The sequence below is a fragment of the Pseudonocardia sp. ICBG601 genome, from assembly GCF_020496245.1.
Map to the genome: position 1 here is coordinate 59,979 of NZ_JAHLJA010000031.1, position 17,678 is coordinate 77,656.

19 protein-coding genes and 2 tRNA genes are annotated in these 17,678 nt (G+C 73.6%); 17 read left to right on the top strand and 4 right to left on the bottom strand.

What is annotated here, in order from left to right; genetic code table 11:
* Positions 1 to 7: 7 nt before the first annotated feature.
* Positions 8 to 1,060, bottom strand: a complete 1,053-nt coding sequence (hisC, locus tag KPL57_RS11380; RefSeq protein WP_226351568.1) for a histidinol-phosphate transaminase — start codon at positions 1,058 to 1,060, stop codon at positions 8 to 10.
* Positions 1,061 to 1,120: 60 nt separating this feature from the next.
* Here hisC and KPL57_RS11385 point away from each other — a divergent pair, with 60 nt between their 5' ends.
* The gene (locus KPL57_RS11385; protein WP_075309056.1) at positions 1,121 to 1,822 is read left to right on the top strand and encodes a dienelactone hydrolase family protein; all 702 of its coding nucleotides are present in this window, start codon (positions 1,121 to 1,123) and stop codon (positions 1,820 to 1,822) included.
* On the opposite strand, the gene KPL57_RS11390 is transcribed toward KPL57_RS11385, so the two are convergent.
* A complete protein-coding gene (locus KPL57_RS11390; protein WP_212567615.1) occupies positions 1,794 to 2,411 on the bottom strand; it encodes a TetR/AcrR family transcriptional regulator in 618 nt (205 codons plus the stop codon). The genes KPL57_RS11385 and KPL57_RS11390 overlap by 29 nt on opposite strands.
* 90 nt (positions 2,412 to 2,501) lie before the next feature.
* Between KPL57_RS11390 and KPL57_RS11395 the strand changes: the two genes are divergently transcribed.
* From KPL57_RS11395 to KPL57_RS11420, 6 genes are all read left to right on the top strand, one after another.
* Positions 2,502 to 3,545: an aldo/keto reductase gene (locus KPL57_RS11395; RefSeq protein ID WP_226351569.1), complete on the top strand. Its 1,044-nt coding sequence runs from the start codon at positions 2,502 to 2,504 to the stop codon at positions 3,543 to 3,545.
* Between the two features lie 59 nt (positions 3,546 to 3,604).
* Entirely contained in the window at positions 3,605 to 5,611 is a 2,007-nt protein-coding gene (locus KPL57_RS11400; RefSeq protein WP_226351570.1) for an acetoacetate--CoA ligase, read from the top strand.
* Between the two features lie 99 nt (positions 5,612 to 5,710).
* Positions 5,711 to 5,800: transfer RNA gene (locus tag KPL57_RS11405), tRNA-Ser, on the top strand.
* A gap of 69 nt (positions 5,801 to 5,869) precedes the next feature.
* Positions 5,870 to 5,945, top strand: a tRNA-Arg gene (locus KPL57_RS11410).
* A 111-nt stretch (positions 5,946 to 6,056) separates the two neighbouring features.
* Complete coding sequence (gene xerC / locus KPL57_RS69585) at positions 6,057 to 7,382, top strand: tyrosine recombinase XerC (RefSeq protein ID WP_226351571.1); 1,326 nt, start codon at positions 6,057 to 6,059, stop codon at positions 7,380 to 7,382.
* A 45-nt stretch (positions 7,383 to 7,427) separates the two neighbouring features.
* Positions 7,428 to 8,339 carry an aminoglycoside phosphotransferase family protein gene (locus KPL57_RS11420; protein ID WP_226351572.1) on the top strand — a complete coding sequence of 304 codons (912 nt, stop codon included), beginning with the start codon at positions 7,428 to 7,430 and terminating at the stop codon, positions 8,337 to 8,339.
* Between the two features lie 12 nt (positions 8,340 to 8,351).
* On the opposite strand, the gene KPL57_RS11425 is transcribed toward KPL57_RS11420, so the two are convergent.
* Both KPL57_RS11425 and KPL57_RS11430 read right to left on the bottom strand, forming a co-directional pair.
* A complete protein-coding gene (locus KPL57_RS11425; RefSeq protein ID WP_226351573.1) occupies positions 8,352 to 9,740 on the bottom strand; it encodes an XRE family transcriptional regulator in 1,389 nt (462 codons plus the stop codon).
* A 144-nt stretch (positions 9,741 to 9,884) separates the two neighbouring features.
* On the bottom strand, positions 9,885 to 10,220 hold the full coding sequence (locus KPL57_RS11430) for a helix-turn-helix transcriptional regulator (protein WP_226351574.1): 336 nt from the start codon (positions 10,218 to 10,220) through the stop codon (positions 9,885 to 9,887).
* Positions 10,221 to 10,382: 162 nt separating this feature from the next.
* Between KPL57_RS11430 and KPL57_RS11435 the strand changes: the two genes are divergently transcribed.
* From KPL57_RS11435 to KPL57_RS11480, 10 genes are all read left to right on the top strand, one after another.
* A complete protein-coding gene (locus KPL57_RS11435; protein WP_226351575.1) occupies positions 10,383 to 10,718 on the top strand; it encodes a helix-turn-helix domain-containing protein in 336 nt (111 codons plus the stop codon).
* Complete coding sequence (locus tag KPL57_RS11440; protein WP_226351576.1) at positions 10,718 to 10,948, top strand: hypothetical protein; 231 nt, start codon at positions 10,718 to 10,720, stop codon at positions 10,946 to 10,948. The genes KPL57_RS11435 and KPL57_RS11440 overlap by 1 nt, the downstream gene beginning before the upstream one ends.
* Positions 10,949 to 11,241: 293 nt before the next feature.
* The gene (locus tag KPL57_RS11445) at positions 11,242 to 11,544 is read left to right on the top strand and encodes a hypothetical protein (RefSeq protein WP_226351577.1); all 303 of its coding nucleotides are present in this window, start codon (positions 11,242 to 11,244) and stop codon (positions 11,542 to 11,544) included.
* Positions 11,541 to 11,930 carry a hypothetical protein gene (locus tag KPL57_RS11450; protein ID WP_226351578.1) on the top strand — a complete coding sequence of 130 codons (390 nt, stop codon included), beginning with the start codon at positions 11,541 to 11,543 and terminating at the stop codon, positions 11,928 to 11,930. The genes KPL57_RS11445 and KPL57_RS11450 overlap by 4 nt, the downstream gene beginning before the upstream one ends.
* On the top strand, positions 11,927 to 12,511 hold the full coding sequence (locus KPL57_RS72010; protein ID WP_374203698.1) for a WhiB family transcriptional regulator: 585 nt from the start codon (positions 11,927 to 11,929) through the stop codon (positions 12,509 to 12,511). Before KPL57_RS11450 ends, KPL57_RS72010 begins: the two co-directional genes overlap by 4 nt.
* 5 nt (positions 12,512 to 12,516) lie before the next feature.
* Positions 12,517 to 13,023: a hypothetical protein gene (locus tag KPL57_RS11460; RefSeq protein ID WP_226351579.1), complete on the top strand. Its 507-nt coding sequence runs from the start codon at positions 12,517 to 12,519 to the stop codon at positions 13,021 to 13,023.
* A gap of 1 nt (position 13,024) precedes the next feature.
* Entirely contained in the window at positions 13,025 to 14,959 is a 1,935-nt protein-coding gene (locus KPL57_RS11465; RefSeq protein WP_226351580.1) for a type IV secretory system conjugative DNA transfer family protein, read from the top strand.
* A complete protein-coding gene (locus tag KPL57_RS11470; protein WP_226351581.1) occupies positions 14,956 to 15,921 on the top strand; it encodes a hypothetical protein in 966 nt (321 codons plus the stop codon). Before KPL57_RS11465 ends, KPL57_RS11470 begins: the two co-directional genes overlap by 4 nt.
* The gene (locus tag KPL57_RS11475; RefSeq protein WP_226351582.1) at positions 15,918 to 16,595 is read left to right on the top strand and encodes a hypothetical protein; all 678 of its coding nucleotides are present in this window, start codon (positions 15,918 to 15,920) and stop codon (positions 16,593 to 16,595) included. Before KPL57_RS11470 ends, KPL57_RS11475 begins: the two co-directional genes overlap by 4 nt.
* Positions 16,592 to 17,482, top strand: a complete 891-nt coding sequence (locus KPL57_RS11480) for a hypothetical protein (RefSeq protein WP_226351583.1) — start codon at positions 16,592 to 16,594, stop codon at positions 17,480 to 17,482. The genes KPL57_RS11475 and KPL57_RS11480 overlap by 4 nt, the downstream gene beginning before the upstream one ends.
* Positions 17,483 to 17,678 lie beyond the last annotated feature (196 nt).

Below are 17,678 nucleotides of genomic sequence, written 5' to 3' on the forward strand. Positions count from 1 at the left end.
CCGGCTCTCAGGGCCCGAAGGACGACGCGACGTCGAGGAGCATGTCGTTCTCCTCCGGCGTGGACACCGTGACCCGCACCCCGTCGTCGGCGAACGGGCGCACGATCACCTTCCGCTCGCCGCAGTGCGTCGCGAACGCCGCGGTCCGGTCCCCGAGCGGCAGCCACACGAAGTTGGCCTGGCTCTCCGGGACGGTGAACCCGGACCCACGCAGCCCGGCGGCCACCCGGTCCCGCTCCGCGACGACGGCGGCGCAGTCGGCGAGGATCTCCTCCCGGTGCTCCAGTGCGGCGACGGCACCCGCCTGGGCGATCGAGCTGACCCCGAACGGCGGCGCCACCTTGCGCAGCGCGGTCGCGATCTCGGTGGAGGTCAGGGCGTAGCCGACCCGCAGTCCCGCCAGCCGGTAGGCCTTGGAGAAGGTGCGCAGCACGACCAGGTTCGGGTGCTGGTCGAGCAGCGGCCGGCCGCTGACGGCGTCGGGGTCGGTGACGAACTCGGCGTAGGCCTCGTCGAGCGCCACCAGCACGTCCGGCGGCACGGCGCCCAGGAAGTGGACGAACTCGTCGCGGTGCACGGCCGGGCCGGTCGGGTTGTTCGGGCTGCACACGAACACCACCCGGGTCCGCTCGGTGACGGCGGCGGCCATCGCGTCGAGGTCGTGCCGGTAGGCGGCGTCCAGCGGGACGGTGCGGATCTCCGCCCCGCCGATCTGGGTCACGATCGGGTACGCCTCGAACGAACGCCAGGCGAACAGCACCTCGTCACCGGGGCCCAGGCAGCCGATCTGCACGAGCTGCTGGCACAGCGTCACCGAGCCGCAGCCGACCGCGACCCGCTCCGGCGCGAGGTCGTACAGGTCGGCGATGCGGCCGGTCAGCTCGACGACGCCGAGGTCCGGATACCGGTTGCCACCTGCGGCGGCACGGGCCACGGCCGCCAGCACCGCCGGAGCGGGCGGCGCGGCCACCTCGTTGCTGGCGAGCTTGACCGCCCCGGGGACGGTGCGGCCCGGCACGTAGGCGGGCAGGGTGTCCAGATCGGGGCGGATGAGCGTCATGACGGCAACGGTATCCGTCGGGGGTCGAAACGCGGGCCGGTGCTCTGGTTGAGTGACGACATGACGACCACCGCTGTCCGGACCGAGGGCGTGCCGCTGACCGACGGGGGCGAGCTGCGCCTGACCGTGGCCGAACCCGACGGTGCCGCCCGCGGCGGGATCGTGGTGCTGCAGGAGGCGCGCGGGGTCACCGACTCGATCCGGCTGCTGGTCACCGGGCTCGCCGCGGACGGCTGGCTGGCCGTCGCGCCGCACCTCTACCGCGACGCGGACGCCGGTGGCGACCTCGCCGACGGCTCGGAGGCCGCGGTGGCCGAGCACGTCGGCAGCCTGGACCCGCGCCAGGTCATGGACGACTGCGACACCGCCTTCGGCTGGCTCGGCGACCAGGGCTTCGAGGCCGACCGGATGGGCGTGCTCGGCTTCGACCTCGGCGGCACGGTCGCGTTGCACGTGGCGGCGAACCGCACCCTCGGCGCGGCGATCACCGTCGCCGGCAGCGGGATCGAGTCCTCGCCGTGGTCCAGCCTGCCCGCGCTGGTGGAGACCGCGCCGGAGCTGACCTGCCCCTGGCTGGGCATCTACTCCGAGGCGTCGGACACCGACGCCGTCGCCCGCCTGCGCGACGCCGCCGCGTCCTCGGGGAAGGCGACCGACGTCGTCGTCTACCCGAGCACCGGCTACCGCTTCGACGACGACCCGGAGTCCGCCGCCGAGGCGTGGCAGCGGGTCCTCAACTGGTTCGACGCGCACCTGCGCTGACGAACGCCCCGGCCCGCGCGGCCACCCCGGCGACGACGGCGGCCCGCCGCGCGTCGTCGGCGTCCGGGAGTGCGCCGCGGGTCAGGAGCAGGTGGTAGAGCGGGGCGGAGACCGCCCGCACCACGGCGGCCGGATCGGTGCCGTCGGGCACCTCGCCGCGGGCCACCGCGTCGGTGACGCACGGCTCCCAGGCGGCGGTGCGGGCGTCGTAGAAGCCGCGCAGCGCCCGCGCCGTCCCCGCGTCGCCGACGGCGGCGCAGATCAGCGCGGTCAGCAGCCTGCCCTGCCGCGGGTCGGCCAGCGTGGCGCGGACGAGCTCGGCGTTGGCGAGCAGGTCGCCGTCGAGGGAGCCGGTGTCCGCGCGCGGTGCGGAGGTCTCGACCATGTCCGACACCATGTCCTCGAGCACCGCCGCGACGCTGCCCCAGCGCCGGTAGACCGTCGTCTTGCCGACCCCGGCCCGCCGCGCGAGCTCTGCCAGGTCCAGCCCGGTCGGCCCGAGTTCGATCAGGGCGTCGCCCGCCGCCGCCAGCACGGCCGACCGGACCCGCGCGGTCCGGCCCCCCGGTCTGCTCATCTCCGGTGCCACGGCGCCCACCCTAGCCCTTGACGGAACCAGGGTCCCGTTTGGCGTGGTACGTTCAAACGGAACCACAGTTCCTTTAGGGGGGAGACGGTCATGGAGTACCGACGGTTGGGACGCAGTGGGCTGCAGGTCCCGGTGCTGAGCCTCGGCGCGGGCACCTTCGGCGGCAGCGGCGAGCTGTTCGGGGCGTGGGGATCGGTCGACGTCGCCGATGCGCGCCGGATGGTCGACCGCTGTCTCGACGCAGGGGTGACCCTGTTCGACACCGCGGACGTCTACTCCGCGGGAGCCTCGGAGGAGGTGCTCGGCGCGGCCGTCGCGCACCGCCGCGACGAGGTGCTGATCTCGACCAAGGCGGGGCTGCCCACCGGCCCCGGCCCGAACGACGCCGGCACCTCCCGGCCGCGCCTGGTCCGGGCCGTCGAGGACGCCCTGCGTCGGCTGCGGACCGACCACATCGACCTGTTCCAGCTGCATGCCTACGACGCGGGCACCCCGCCCGAGGAGGTCCTCTCCACCCTCGACGAGCTGGTCCGCGCGGGGAAGGTGCGCTACACCGGCGTCTCCAACTTCCCCGGGCGACGGCTCGTGCGGGCCCTGGACCTCGCCGACCGGCACGGGTGGGCACGGCCCGTCGCCCACCAGGTCTACTACTCGCTGGTCGGGCGCGACTACGAGCGGGACCTGATGCCGCTGGGCCGCGAGGAGGGGGTCGGCGCGCTGGTCTGGAGCCCGCTGGGCTGGGGGCGGCTGACCGGCCGGATCCGCCGGGGCGCCCCGCTGCCTGCGGGCAGCCGCCTGCACGCCACCGCCGAGGCGGGCCCGCCGGTGCCCGACGACCTGCTCCACGACGTCGTCGATGTGCTCGACGCGATCGCCGCCGAGACCGGCGCGACGGTGCCCCAGATCGCGCTGAACTGGCTCACCACCCGGCCGACGGTCAGCTCGGTGATCATCGGTGCCCGGGACCCGGAACAGCTGGAACAGAACCTCGGCGCCGTCGGGTGGCGCCTCGACGACGACCAGCTGGCCCGTCTGGACGCGGTGTCCCGTCGGCCCGCGCCGTACCCGCACTTCCCCTACGAGCGGCAGGAGGGCTTCGCCCGGCTCGCGCCGCCGATCGTCGGTGCGGCCTGACCGTCCCGGTGGGACCGGACCACTGGTGCGTGGCCGGTGCCGTCGGGGATGCTCGGGTCATGTCGCCCGTGCCGTCACCGCAGACCGTCACCGACCCGGAGGTCCCCGAGCTCCTGTGGAGCCCGGACCCGACGCGGACCGGCGACACCGAGATCGTCCGCTTCGCCACCTGGGCGCGCGACGAGCGGGGCGCCCCGCTGACCGACGTCACCGACTACGCGCAGCTGCACAGCTGGTCGGTGACCGACCTGGAGGGCTTCTGGTCGGCCGTCGCCGAGTACTGCGGCGTGCTGTTCCACGACCTCCCGACGGCGACGCTCGGCTCGCGGGACATGCCCGGCGCGCAGTGGTTCCCCGGCGCGACGCTGAACTACGCCGAGCACGCCCTGACCCCCGGCCCGGGCCGCGCCGACGACGACGTCGCCGTCGAGTTCGTCCGAGAGGACGGCCTGGAGCGCACCGTCACCCACGCCGAGCTGCGCGACCAGGTCGCCCGCGCCCGCGCCGGGCTCGCCCGGGCCGGGGTCGGCCGGGGCGACCGGGTCGTCGCGCTCGCCCCCAACAGCGTCGAGACCCTCGTCGCCTTCCTGGCCGCGGCGAGCCTCGGGGCGATCTGGTCGTCGTGCTCGCCGGACTTCGGCGCCCGCGCGGTGCACGACCGCTTCGCCCAGATCGAGCCCGCCGTGCTCGTCGCCGTCGACGGATACCGCTACAACGGCAAGGGCTTCGACGTCCGGGACAAGGTCGCCGACCTGCAGGCCAGGCTGCCCACGCTGCGCGCGACCGTCCTCGTGCCCTACCTCGACCCCGACGCCGCCCTCGACGGCACGACGACCTGGGCCGAGTTCACCGCAGAGACCGGCCCGCTGGAGTTCACCGCCGTCGCGTTCGACCACCCGCTCTGGGTGCTCTACTCCTCCGGCACCACGGGCCTGCCGAAGGGCATCGTGCACGGGCACGGCGGGATCGTCGTCGAGCACCTCAAGGCGATGCGCCTGCAGCACGGGCTCGAGCCGGGGGAGCGGTTCTTCTGGTTCACCACCACCGGCTGGATGATGTGGAACTTCCTGGTCGGCGGCCTGCTCGTGGGCGCGACGATCGTGATGTTCGACGGCAGCCCCGGCCACCCCGACCTCGGCGCGCTGTGGGCACTCGCCGCGAAGCACCGGGTGGCGCTGTTCGGCGTCTCCGCCCCGTACGTGCAGTCCTGCATGAAGGCCGGCCTGCGTCCCGGCGAGGACCACGACCTCTCCGCGATGCGCGCGCTCGGCTCCACCGGCGCCCCGCTGTCGGTCGACGGCTTCCGCTGGATCGGCGAGGCCGCTGGGGCGCACATCCAGATCTGCTCGGTCTCCGGCGGCACCGACGTGTGTGCCGCGTTCCTCACCAGCGCCCCGACCGTGCCGGTCTGGCTGGGGGAGCTGTCCTGCGCGGCGCTCGGCGCCGACGTCCGGTCCTGGGCCGAGGACGGCACCGACCTGCTCGACGACGTCGGCGAGCTGGTCATCACCACGCCGACCCCGTCGATGCCGGTCATGTTCTGGAACGACCCGGACGGCACCCGGCTGCGCGAGTCCTACTACGAGGACTTCCCCGGCAACTGGCGCCACGGCGACTGGGTCCGCCGCACCCCGCGCGGCTCCTACGTGATCTACGGCCGCTCGGACTCCACCCTCAACCGCGGCGGGGTCCGGATGGGCACCGCGGACTTCTACGCCGTCGTCGAGAACGTGGAGGGCGTCGCCGACTCGCTGGTGATCGACACCACCGCGCTCGGCGCCCGCGAGGAGGGCACCCTGCTCTGCTTCCTGGTGCTCGACGACGGCACCACCCTCGACGACGTCGAGCCCACCCTGCGCACCCTGTTGCGCAAGGAGCTCTCGCCGCGGCACGTGCCGGACCGGTTCGTCGTCGTCGACGCGGTGCCGCGCACCCTGAACGGCAAGAAGTGCGAGGTGCCGGTGAAGAAGATCCTCTCCGGGACCGCACCGGAGAAGGCGGTGTCGGCCGGCGCGCTGCAGAACCCGGACGCGCTGACCCCGTTCGTGGCCCTCGCGGGAGCCTGACCTGCGCCGGACCGGGGTCCCTCGGTCAGGGGGACCCCGGTTCGGGAGGATCGGAACGCGCGTGTAGTGTTGTCCTCGCTGGTGGCCGTCAGGCACCGGGGAGGCTTCGCCTAGTCTGGTCTATGGCGCCGCACTGCTAATGCGGTTTGGGGTAACCCCCCATCCCGGGTTCAAATCCCGGAGCCTCCGCACCGGCACGGCGGTCGATACACCGGTCGCCGGCCGACAACTGAAGATTGCTACGCTGGAAACAGCAACGCGCCCGTAGCTCAACGGATAGAGCATCTGACTACGGATCAGAAGGTTAGGGGTTCGAATCCCTTCGGGCGCACCACACGAGATCCGGCTTTGACCAGCGACAACGGTCAGAGCCGGATCTCTTTTCGCCGGTAGAAGTTGATCGCGGTCCACGAACCGGTCCACGAACCTTGCTAGCTTCCGCCACGTGGCCAGCCGATCCGACGCCCCCGTCAAGCGCCAGCGCGGCAGCATCCGCCGCCGGGCCCGGTGCTACGAGGTCCGTGTGTCGGCCGGTGAGGATCCCTCGACCGGCGAGCGGATCGTGTTGTGCGAGAGCGTCGACATCGAGGGCGACGGCGACCGCGCCGAGAAGGCCGCCTACCGCGAGGCCGAGAAGATCCGGACCCGGCTCCTCTCAGACGCGGACGAACTGAAGGTCGCGCGGACCAAGGCCACCGTCGGAGCGCTGCTCGAACGCTGGATGCAGCAGCACGAGATCGACGCCACCACCCGGATGACCTACGAGTCCCAGATCCGGATGTACATCCTCCCGAACCTCGGTGACGTCCCGCTGGTGCTGTTCGTCCGGGAGGCGTCGCAGCGCCTGGAGACGCTCTACAGCCGCCTGCGGAGGTGCCGAGCGCTGTGCAACGGCCGGCCGTTCGTCGAGAAGCACGCGGCCGAGGGCCCGCACGACTGCGCGGTCGCGGGCTGCAAGCGGCACGTGTGCAAGCCCTACGCGGCGTCGAGTGTGCGGTCGATCCACGCGATCCTCTCCGGGTCGTGCAGCGCCGCGGTGCGCTGGGGCTGGATCGCGTTCAACCCCATGCCGTCGGTCCGGCCGCCGTCGAAGGCGAGGCCGCAGCCGCGCCCGCCGACGAGCGCGCAGATGGCCCGCATCGTCGAGGCGGCCTGGGACGCGGCTGCGGAGTGGGGTCTCTACGTCTGGCTGTCCGCGGTGCTCGGAGCCCGCCGGGGCGAGGTCGTCGCACTCCAGTGGGAGGACATCGACCTGACTGCGGGCGTCGTCCGCCTGGACGAGAACTACGTCCGGGTCCCCGGCGGGATGGTCGTCAAGGACACGAAGACCCACCAGATGCGCCGGGTCTCGATCGACCCGCCCACCGTCGAGCTGCTCCGCCAGCACCGCGCGGACTGCGCGGAACGGCTCGCCCTGCTCGGGCTGACCGTGACCGACCGGACATGGCTGTTCTCGGCGACGCCGGACATGAGCCGCCCCCGCGACCCCTCGTCGCTCACCCGGCGGTACGCGCGGCTGGTCGCCAAGCTCGACATCGACACCGGTTTGAAGGAGCTTCGCCACTACTCGGCGACCGAACTCCTGACCGCGGGTGTTGACCTCCGCACCGTCGCCGGACGACTCGGCCACGGCGACGGCACTACCACACTGCGGCACTACGCAGCATGGGTCACGGCCGCGGACGAGGGTGCGGCCGGCGTGATCGGCGGCCGGATGCCGGTGGTCCGCAGGCCACCGCGCAGCGCTGGCGATGTCGCCGAGCCTGCGTAGGCTTGGGCTGAACCGATCCGGTCCGGCCGAAGCGGAGACGACGGCATGGCAGACCTCGCGACGGGCGCCCCGTCGTCGTTCACCGAACCGCTCGCCCGCCGCGTTCTGGCCAAGGCCGTCGACCGGGCGGACCTGCCGCGTGGCCCTGTCGAGCTGATCAGGATCGGCTCCAACGCCGTGTTCCGGATCGCCGGTAACCTCATCGCGCGGGTCGCGTCGCCGTCGGCACCGCTCGCCACCGCGGAGAAGCAGATCCGGGTCGCCCGCTGGCTGGCGGCTGAACGGTTCCCGGCGACCCGCGCGGTCGACGTCGAGCAGCCGGTCGAGGTCGACGGCTGCGCCGTCACCTTCTGGGAGTCCGTCGCCCCGGGAACGACGTACGCGCCGATCAGTGACGTCGCCGCCGTCATCCGCCGACTCCACCAGCTCCCGACGCCCGACGGCCTCGACCTCCCGGAGATCGAACCGTTCGGGCCGGCCGGGGCCGACCTGCCCGATTTCCCGGGGCTCGCGCCGGACGACGCCTGCTTCCTCCGGGAACGGATCGAGTGGGCGCGCGAGGCATTCCCGCGGTTGCCGTTCGAACTGCCGTACGGGGCCATTCACGGGGACGCGAATGTGGGAAACGTGCTCGTCGACACCGCCGGACATCCGGTGCTGATCGACCTCGACAGTTTCGCCACCGGACCACGCGAGTGGGATCTGATCCAGACGGCGTTGTTCGCGACGCGTCTCGGCTGGCACAGTCGATCCGAGTACGCGGACTTCGTCCGTGCCTATGGATACGACGTCACTCAGTGGTCCGGTTTCGAGTGTTTGGCCGACATGCGTGAGATCGCGATGACCTCGTGGCTGAGCAAGAAGGCCACGGAGTCCCAGGCGACTGCGCGCGAGGCCGGCCGTCGCATCTCCGACATCCGGAACGGCGCTCCCCGAACGGACTGGGGAGCCTACTGATCACGCGGACCGTCATTCCGACGGTCGCCAGAGCCGAAAGTGTTGAGCGGAGTCGGCGAAGGTCCGCACCGCCGTGCTGCGCCGGTGCCGGACCAGCCGTTCCCTGAACTCATCCACATAGCTGCTGCACCGTGCCGACCGGAGTCCCTCGCCGACCTCTAGGGCGTCCGCCGCGACCCTGCAGCCCTCGTCGAGATCGCCCCGGTCGATCAAGGAGTCGGCGAGCACCATCGCCACGAAGAAGTCGCTCCTGACGTAGTCGCCGGACGCGGACGTGAGCGCCCGCTGCGCGTGCTCCACCGCGACGTCGGCGCGGCCGAGGTCTCGGTGGCAGTGCGCCATCTCCGCTGCGATCTCGGCCTGGTCGAAATAGCCGATCCAGGCGGGTTCGTCCCCGGCCCGGTGCCGCTCGAAATGCTGTACCGCCGATCCCATCGCGCGGTCGCACGCGTCGGCGTCACCGATCCGCGCCAGCGCCCGGGCCTCCATGATGTGGAAATGCGATGTGAGGATCGGAATGCCGATCGAGTCGGTCCCGAGGCGGGCAGCCCGCGCCATGTTCGCGGCCTCGCGATAGCGACCGAGGAAACTCGCCTGATGACTCATCGCGTCCAGAATGCTCGCTGCGAGCAGACGATCCTCTCCGGCGTCGGCCAGTCCGAGTGCCTGGATGAAATAGCGTTGCGCGAGTCCGTGGAGCCCGGCGTCGTACGCCATCCATGCGGCCAGTTGTGTCGATTCTCCGGCGGCTGCGAACAGGGCGCGCCGCACGTCTGCGGTGCCTGCGGCCCGCAGGAGCAGCGGCAGCTCCGTGCGGAGGTACTGCACCAGTGAGTTCCGGGCGTGTGCGCCGCCGAACGTGCTGTCCAGACGGTCGAAGGTCTCGCGCATCGTCCGGAGCCGTTGAACGTCGGACAGCCCGATGCGCGACGGGCCCTCGGCGCGATCGCCGACCGGTGGTTGTGACCCCACCAGCCAGGAGACCGACGCCTCGTTCCAGGCCGCGACGTTCGTCGGTGCACTAAGCACCACGGGCGCGCTCGCAAGATCGGCGTCGAGGAGTTGCGCGGTCGCCACGACCCCGTCCTCCGCCGAGCCGGGGTAGGCGAGACCTGCCTGCGGGTCCGCCGTCGTCGGCCGACGGAATCCGAGCTCGTCGAGCGCGACCGTGCGTCCGAGCGCAGCGCCCACCGCCTGCGCGATCGCCGTCCGCGTCGCGTCGTCACGAGGGACCGTCCCGGCGATCCACCGGCTCACGTAGGTGTGGGAGTAGCTCCGGCCGGCGGCCCGCGCGGCCGGGGACTCGCTGACGGCGCGGGCGAACCGCTTCCGGCCGATCGTCCCGGCACGGTCGAGGAAACCCGCCTTGATCAGCAACGAGGACAGCCGCTCGTTCGCCACGCGCCGGTCACCCCCCGGATCAGTGCGCCGTCTGACCGAGTGTGCCCCCCACTGCGCCCTGTCGCGGGTGAATCCGGAAATCCACTCTGGTTCCTGTCAGGACAACCGACGCGGCAGCTCCGGGAGGTGAGCGGGATGAACGGGTCAGGACGTCATGTCGACGGCGCGTTCGAGGGCCTCGACCCGGCGTCGGAGGTCGCGGAGTTCCCCGCGAACGTCCACGGGGTCGTCGTGCCGCGGATCGTCGCCGGTCCGACGGCCGCGGAGCACGGTGCCGAGATGCTCGGCAGGCCATCCGAGCGCCACGGAGAGGGCGACCAGCGTCCTGGGCTGACGCCGACGGGTGTTCAGGACGTGCACCAGCTCTCGGACGGTCGTCAGCGAGACCCCCGACTTCGACGCGAGATCGGTCATCGTCATGCCTCGCTCGTCGAGGCGGACCTTGATCGCGTCCGACACGGCGGACCAGTCCTGATTCACGTGCGCTCCCACCCTGTCGAGGTGCGGCGAGCGTAGCGAGAGCGCGGTACCGCGCGCACTTCACGCGCGAAGCCGTGTTGACGAACTATCAATCTACGCTCAATATGAGCGTGAAACTGGCACTGCTGGATCGGCTGGCAGGCCACGACAGGGGAGGCACGAGTGGATACGACGAAGACCTCGACGGCGGAGGTTCCGGCCGCCGACGCGACGGCGAGCAGGCCCGCCTTCTACACCGCGGCGGAGACCGCGGCGATGCTCCGGCTTGACGAGTCGACGCTGTACCGGCACCTGCGGCGGGGGACCTTTCCCGGACTCAAGATCGGTGGGCGCTACGTGGTCCCCGGAGCGGTCCTGGAGCGTCTGGTGGCCGACATCCTCACGACCGGGCGCTGCATCGACCTCGGCTCCTGGACCGAGCAGTGGCGGCACGACCAGGTCGCAGCGCTCGCCCGGGCCGCGGCCGCGGACGTCACGATCGTGGGCGGGGCGGGCTGATGGGCAGCGTCGGGGTGCTGATCCTGTTCATGGTCGCCGGTGCGGTGATCTGCGCGAAGGCGCGGGTGGCCGCCGGTGCAGTCGCGTTCTCCCTGATCGCGTTGGTGCTGTTCGTCGCCACGCCGGTCGGCTCGGGGTTGCCGGACGCGATCTCGACGTTCGTCTCGGCGTTCGACCAGGCGGCGACGCCGGCACTGAACGGCGCCGAGACCGTGGGGGCCGGGTCGTGACCGCGGCCGTCGAGCCCGGAGCGGGAGACCTCGCCCTCACGGCCGGGCGGGCCGAGAACCCGGAGGGACCCGCCTTCGGCGGGGCGGAGGGCCGTCCGACCCGAGTTTGGCCCGGCCTCACTCAGATTCAAGGGCGCTCCGCTGGCGCTACGCGTCGCTGCGCGACCGACCTTCGGCCGGCCCTTGAGTCCGAGCCTCGGAGGCCGTGCGCGCCTGATGGCGCGGTGACGGACGGGACGCCGCCACCGGGGGGCCAGACCGGCCGACCCTCCTCGACCTCTTCGGAGGCCAGCGTGAGCGTGATCTTCCTGCCCGGCCCGCCCGTCGTGGACCTGGCCGACGACCCGACCGACCTGATCGACGTGACGGATCTGGTGTGCCCGGGCTGCCCCGGCCCCGTCATGGACGCCCCGCCGTTGGGGTGGCCCGCCCGCGCCGGCCGGTCGCCGGAGTTCTCCCACACCGACGGCTCGGTGCTCTGCCCGGATCACATGGGGCGGGTCCCGGAGCCGATCGAGGCGGCGGGGCTGCGCTACGGGCTGACCGCGGCCGGTGCCGGGGTGTCGCTGGACGAGGGCACCGGGTGGTCGGCGTGAGCGCCCGCCCCACGCCGTCGCCGGAGTGGACGGTCCGCGAGCGGGTTGCGCAGCCCGAGGACCTGGACCCGCGGTTGCTGCGCCCGACCGGGCGGACGGACCGTTTGCAGGTCGTGGTCGAGCACTACGTGGTCGGGGCGGGTCGGTGCCCGGGGTGTGGGTGGCCGGTGGTGCGTCGGCAGGAGTGCCCGTCGCGTCAGGTCGCGGTGTGCCTGCTGGACAACCGGCCGTTGCCGGTCCGGCTCGCGCACCTGGTCGACGTCGTGCCCGGCGCGGGGGTGGGGCGGGACTCGGCGGCGGACCGGGAGGAGCGGCGGCAGGCCGAGGACGCGTTGCCGGGGCTGTTCGAGGCGCCCGCACGCGGGCCGGAGAGGAACACGCAGTGAACGACAGCAGCAAGCAGATGGTGCGGCCCGGCGACGGGATCTTGGCGGAACACGACCGCCGGGCCGCTCTCACCAACCAGTACATGGAGGCAGGCGAGATGACGAGCGTAGACCTGGGCCCCGCACGGGGCGAGGACGTGGACTGGCGGGCCCTGGCGGCGTGCCGGGAGGCCGACCCGGAGCTGTTCTTCCCGACCGCGGCCGCCGGTGCGGCCCTGGTCGCCGAGGAGCGGCGGGCGCTGTCGGTGTGCGCGGGGTGCCCGGTCCTGGCCGCGTGCCGGACCTGGGCCCTCGCGGAGCAGTCGCACGGGATCGCGGGCGGGTTGACCGAGGCGCAGCGCACCGCGCTGCGCCACCGCGGCCGGGCCCGGCGCGGCCGACCGGTCGGGGTTCGGGTGCCGGTGTCGGTGCGGGGTGCACGGCACCGCGACGCCGGTCGGGCCGCGCTGGCGGCCGGGGCCGAGCCCGGTCTGGTGGCCGTGCAGTGCGGGGTCACGCGGCGCACCGCGGAGCGGTGGGAGGCCGAGCTGCGTCGTGACCACCGCGTCGCCGTGGCTGCGCGGGTCGGGGGTGAGCGGTGATGGGCGTGTTCGGTGAGCCGACCGACGCGGAGCGTCGGGTGTGGCGGGTCCGGGACCTGATCCGGTCCATGGCGGTGGAGTGGTTCGGCACCCGTGAGACCCGCGAGCCGATCGGCGACACGAGCGTGACCCGCCTGGTCCTGTCGGATCCGCTCGCGGGGTTGCGGGCGGCGGTGCAGGTCCGGCGGGTCGCCGCTGCGCAGGGCCGGGAGTACGCCCTGGACGCCCGCGGCGCCGGACGCTCGTGGGCGGAGGTCGCGTCGGTGCTCGGGTTCGAGGGGCTGGATGAGCCGGAGGTGCTGGCGTTCGAGCACGTCGCCGAACGCGGCGGAGCTGCTGCGCCGCGGTGGGAGTCGGTGTCGTGGCGCTGCACCAGCTGCTCCGCCCGTGTCACCGACACCGGGCCCTACGGGTCGCATCCGACCGACGTCGAGTCCGGGCACGCCGAGGGCTGTGCCCGGCACCGCGCGGACATCGCGGCGTGGGCGGCCCGGACCGGATGGGACGACTGAGATGAGCGTTCTGTTCAGCTCCACCAGCTTCGTCCTCGCCGTCTTCGCGGCGGGTGCTCTGCTCGCCTGGGCGCGTGGCGCCCGCGCGCTGGCCGCCGGTCTCGCGGTGGTCGCGCTGCTCCCGGCGGCGACGATCGTCACCGCCCTGTCCTGGCCCGCGCTTGTCGCGGTGGTCGGCCTGGCCGGGGTGATCGTATGGCACCGCTGGTCGCGCTCCTCGGCGACGGTGTCCCGATGGGCCGCGCGGTCGCGCCGCAAGGTCGGGGTGGCCTCGTCGCTGGACATCGTCCGCCACGCCGGGACCCTCGCGGTTCGCCGTCGCACCGGCACGGTGCGGCCGTCGTTGGCAGGGCTCCCGCGGTGGCAGCGGCTCCGGCTCGCCACGAGCGAGGCCGCGGTGGAGCTGTGCCGCACCGGCGTGTTGCGGGTGTGGGCGCTGGTCGAGGACGTCGTGATCGTCGTCGGCGGCCCCCGCACCGGCAAGACCGGCTGGCTGGCCGGGCGTGTCCTCGACGCCCCGGGCGCCGCGCTGGTGACCTCGACCCGCACCGATCTGCTCGACCTGTGCGCGCCGCTGCGTCGCCAGGACCGGGGTGAGGTGTTCGTGTTCAACCCCGCCGGCCTCGGCGGCCGGGCCAGCACGATCACGTTCGACCCGTTCACCGGCTGCGCTGACCCCGTCACGGCCACCGAGCGGGCCACGGACATGCTCGCCGCCGTCGCGTCCGGGGCGGGTGGGGATCGGGAGTTCTGGGACGGTCAGGCCCGCCGCGTCCTGGCCGCGCTGCTGCACGCCGCCGCCCTCGGGCACAAGCGGATGGCCGACGTCCTGGGCTGGGTCGCCGATCCCGACACGGCCGGCCGCGAGGTCCCCGCGCTGCTGCGTCGGTCGGGGGTGACGGCGTTCGAGCAGGACGTCATGCAGTTCCTGACCACGAACGAGCGGACTCGTTCCTCGATCACCTCCAGCGTGATGCCGGCTCTCGGGTGGCTCACCCACCCGGCCGCCGCGGCGGCTGCGGAGCCGGGGGAGGGCTTCGACGTCGCCCGCCTCCTCCACGACCGGGCGACGGTGTTCCTGCTCGGCGCCGAGGAGGCCCAGACCGCACCCCTGGTCTGCGCGCTGACCGGGCACATCGCCCGCGAGGCCCGACGGCTCGCCGCCGGACAGCCCAAGGGCCGGCTCGATCCGCCGCTGGGGTTGTTCCTGGACGAGGCCGCCCTGATCAGTCCGGTCCCGTTGGAGTCGTGGACCGCGGACATGGGCGGGCGGGGTGTGACGATCCTGTGTGCGTTCCAGTCCCGCGCCCAGCTGTTGGCCCGGTGGGGTGAGCACAAGGCCGCGACGATCCTGAACAACACCGCCGCGGTGATGATCTTCGGTGGGACGCGGGACAAGGCGGATCTGGAGTTCTGGTCCACCCTGGCCGGGGAGCGCGACGAGCGCGTGTCGACGACCGATGAGCACGGTCGGGTCGCGTCCCGGTCGGTGCGCAAGGTCCCGGTGTTGGCGCCGGCGCAGATCGCGAACCTGCCGGCGGGGCGGGTGGTGGTGATCCGGCGCGGGATCGCGCCGGTGATCGGCCGCGCTCAGATGGCGTGGAAGCGCCGCGACGTGCGGCGTCGGGCTCGGCTGCTGCGGCGGATCGAGGCGGAGACCCGCTGGCACCGCCGCAGCGAGACTGCCCGAGCCTGGGCGGACCTCCAGCTCGAACATGCCCTGACCGTGCTCGCCGGCCGTTGGCCGGGCCGGTTCGGGGAGGCGGCGGAGCGGGTGCGGTCGTCCAACGCGATGTTCGCCGAGCTCCGCGCGATCCGCCGCGACACCGAGCACGACCAGGCCGCCGGGGCGACCGTGCTGCACGAACCCGGCCCCGACGGTGGTCGTCCGGCCGGCCCGGCGGGTGGCGCGGGTGACGGGCGGTGGACCCGATGAGCGGCTACGAGATGTGGACCCCCGGACAGGCGGTGGAGCGGCTGGCCGCCGAGCTGCCCGGTGGGCGGGCGGACGCGGAACAGGTCGTGGCCTCCTACCTGCGTGACGCCACCGGTGCGCACGGCCGGCCGTCGTCGGGGTGGCGGCTGGACGAGTTCGACCTCGACGACGCCCGCGCCCGCTTCGGGTGGGTCGACTTCGCAGGCGGCGAGACCGTCGCCGCCGCCCGCACCCGGGCCGACTCCGCCGCGGTCGCGGCGCTACGCGAGGCCCGGGGGACGTCGGCGATCACCGACCCGGCCCGGCTGGCCGGGCTGCACTCCGACGCCGAGATGTGGGGCTACCGCGCCCACACGGTCGGGCTCGACGAGCTGACCAACACCACCGGCTGTGACCCGCAGCCGCGGCTCGTGACGCTCGCCCGGGAGGGCCGGGAGCGCTCGCACCGCGAAGCGTGCGCCGTCCACGACGCCCACCAGGCCACCGCCGAGGCCGCGGCCGAGGTCGCCGCGCTCGACGAGCACCCACGCGAGCAGAACCACCCCGGCGACCGCCGGGCACACGAGACGCGCGACGAGCAGGAGGCACCGGTGGACACCCCGGACCGTAACCCCGACCACGACTCCGGCCACGACGTCGTGCGGGACGTGGCCGACATCGAGTCGATGCTGCACGCCGAGCACTGGAGCGAGGTCATCGACGCCGTCGAGCGCGACGAGAACCCCGACCGCGCCGACGGCCCGGACCGGGGCGGCGTGGCGGGGTCGGTGGGTGGGTTGTGGTTCACCCTCGACGACGGTGCGGAGGGCGGGATCCGGCCGTTGACCGAGACCGAGATGCGTCGCGTCGCGGACCTGGTCCGCCAGACCCAGGCCGCCGCCGTCGCCGTCGAGCACGACGACACCCCGCCCACCGGACGGCCGTCGTCGGTGGATGTGGACGGGGCGGGGTGGGAGCGATGAGCACGCCCCCGCTCCCGCAGAACCCGGCCGGGCCCACCCCTGGGGCGTCGGAGGTCGTGGTGGCCGGTCTGGCCCGCGAGGTCCACGAGCTTCACCGGCGGGTCGACGGCTTGGAGCCGGTGGTGGAGCGGGTGGAGCGGTTGGAGGAGATGGCCGCGCGTACGGCGGACACCCTGGCCGCGGTCGTCGGGCGCTGGCAGAAGGCGACCGCCCCGTCGTGGCTGCTCGCCCCCACCGAGCCCGCCGACGTCGCCGGGCTGCTCGACGAGCTGACCGTGTGGCTGGGGGCGGTGTTCCTGCGCTACCCCGACGGGGCATCGGTGCTGCCGGAGTGCTGGCTGTGGCACCCCGACGTCGTCGAGGAACTGCTGTGGCTCATGCACGCCTGGTGCGCGGCCTACCAAGGCCCTGACGCCTCGGTGGCCGGGGCGGGGGACTGGCACGACCGCCAGCGCCCCGGCGTCGTCGCCCGGGTCCGTAAGAGCGCGGGGTCGTGCTCGATCGAGCGCCACCAGACCCGCCCCGGTTGGAGCGCCCCGGGCGGGGCACCGGTCCCGGTGCCGGGTCTGGAGCACGCGGCCGCGATCACCGACTGGTGGGCATGCAGCCGCGAGCAGTCGCCGCCCGAACCCGCCCCGGCCGCGACCGGCCCGATCGGAGGTGTCCTCCGATGAGCGCCAACAGCACGAGCAGCACGAGCAGCAGCGCGGGGCGCTGGGGCCGGACGGCCGTGTGGCTGCCGGGGCTGGCCGTCGCGCTCGGCGCGGCGGTGGCGACTGCGCATGGCCTGTTCGAGGTCGCGGTGCCCGCGCGGGTGCCGGTCGGGGTGGCGTGGATCTACCCGCTGATAACCGACGGCCTGGACCTGGTCGCCTACGCGGCGACGGCGCGGCTGGCCGGTTCGGCGGCCCGCTACGCCTGGAGCGTGGTGGTCGTCTCCGCCGGACTCTCGGGTCTGGCGCAGGCGGTCTACCTCGCCTCGGACGCGGTGACCGCGGGCGGCGAGCTGGAGGTGTCGGCTGGGCTGCGGTTCGGGGTCGGGGCGTGGCCCGCGGTCGCCGCCGCGGTCGTCGCGCACCTGCTCTACCTCCTCGCCGACACCGCCACGGCCGCCCCGGAGCCCGACGCCGGGCCGGGGCCGCGGGTCCGGGCGACCATCACCGTTCCCTCGCCTGACCGGTCCGGCCGGACACCGGTGGAACACCCCGACGGGGTGGGACGCGGCCCGGGTGTCCCGCCCGCGTTGGACGGGCCGGTGATCCCGGGCCCGCCGCGGCCGGTGTCCCACCCGGCGCCGCGCCCCGCCGTCCGGCCGGACAGCTCCGGGGCCGGTGGAACGGGCGGGAGTGGTGCGAGCGCGCAGCAGCGCGCCCGCACCACCGCCGCGACCCACCGCCAGCGCCACGGCGACCTCCCGACCGTGCGCGAGTTGCAGGAGATGGCCGACGTCGGCCGGGGCACCGCCGCCCGAGCGCTCCAGCAGCTCCGCGACACCCCCACGCAGGCCGCGAGCGGCCTGCACCTCGTCCCCGACGAGCCCCAGAACAGGACTCAGCCATGAACCCGAGCAGCCAGACCAGCAGCACCCACATCGAGACGAGCAGCACCAGCAGCGAGAGCGAGCAGAAGACCAGAACCGAGAGCGACTACACCGAACAGAGCAAGAGCACCCCAAGATCAAAGGCAGCACACCTTGGCATCACGATCCGAGGGTGCGGTCCGGCCTGCGGCCGGACCGCGAACCCCGACGCCGCTCC

Excerpts from the sequence above, each read along its gene's own strand:
- hisC (WP_226351568.1), bottom strand. The coding sequence starts at position 1,060 with ATGACGCTCATCCGCCCCGATCTGGACACCCTGCCCGCCTACGTGCCG.
- KPL57_RS11385 (WP_075309056.1), top strand. The coding sequence starts at position 1,121 with ATGACGACCACCGCTGTCCGGACCGAGGGCGTGCCGCTGACCGACGGG.
- KPL57_RS11395 (WP_226351569.1), top strand. The coding sequence starts at position 2,502 with ATGGAGTACCGACGGTTGGGACGCAGTGGGCTGCAGGTCCCGGTGCTG.
- KPL57_RS11400 (WP_226351570.1), top strand. The coding sequence starts at position 3,605 with ATGTCGCCCGTGCCGTCACCGCAGACCGTCACCGACCCGGAGGTCCCC.
- KPL57_RS11420 (WP_226351572.1), top strand. The coding sequence starts at position 7,428 with ATGGCAGACCTCGCGACGGGCGCCCCGTCGTCGTTCACCGAACCGCTC.
- KPL57_RS11440 (WP_226351576.1), top strand. The coding sequence starts at position 10,718 with ATGGGCAGCGTCGGGGTGCTGATCCTGTTCATGGTCGCCGGTGCGGTG.
- KPL57_RS11465 (WP_226351580.1), top strand. The coding sequence starts at position 13,025 with ATGAGCGTTCTGTTCAGCTCCACCAGCTTCGTCCTCGCCGTCTTCGCG.
- KPL57_RS11470 (WP_226351581.1), top strand. The coding sequence starts at position 14,956 with ATGAGCGGCTACGAGATGTGGACCCCCGGACAGGCGGTGGAGCGGCTG.
- KPL57_RS11475 (WP_226351582.1), top strand. The coding sequence starts at position 15,918 with ATGAGCACGCCCCCGCTCCCGCAGAACCCGGCCGGGCCCACCCCTGGG.
- KPL57_RS11480 (WP_226351583.1), top strand. The coding sequence starts at position 16,592 with ATGAGCGCCAACAGCACGAGCAGCACGAGCAGCAGCGCGGGGCGCTGG.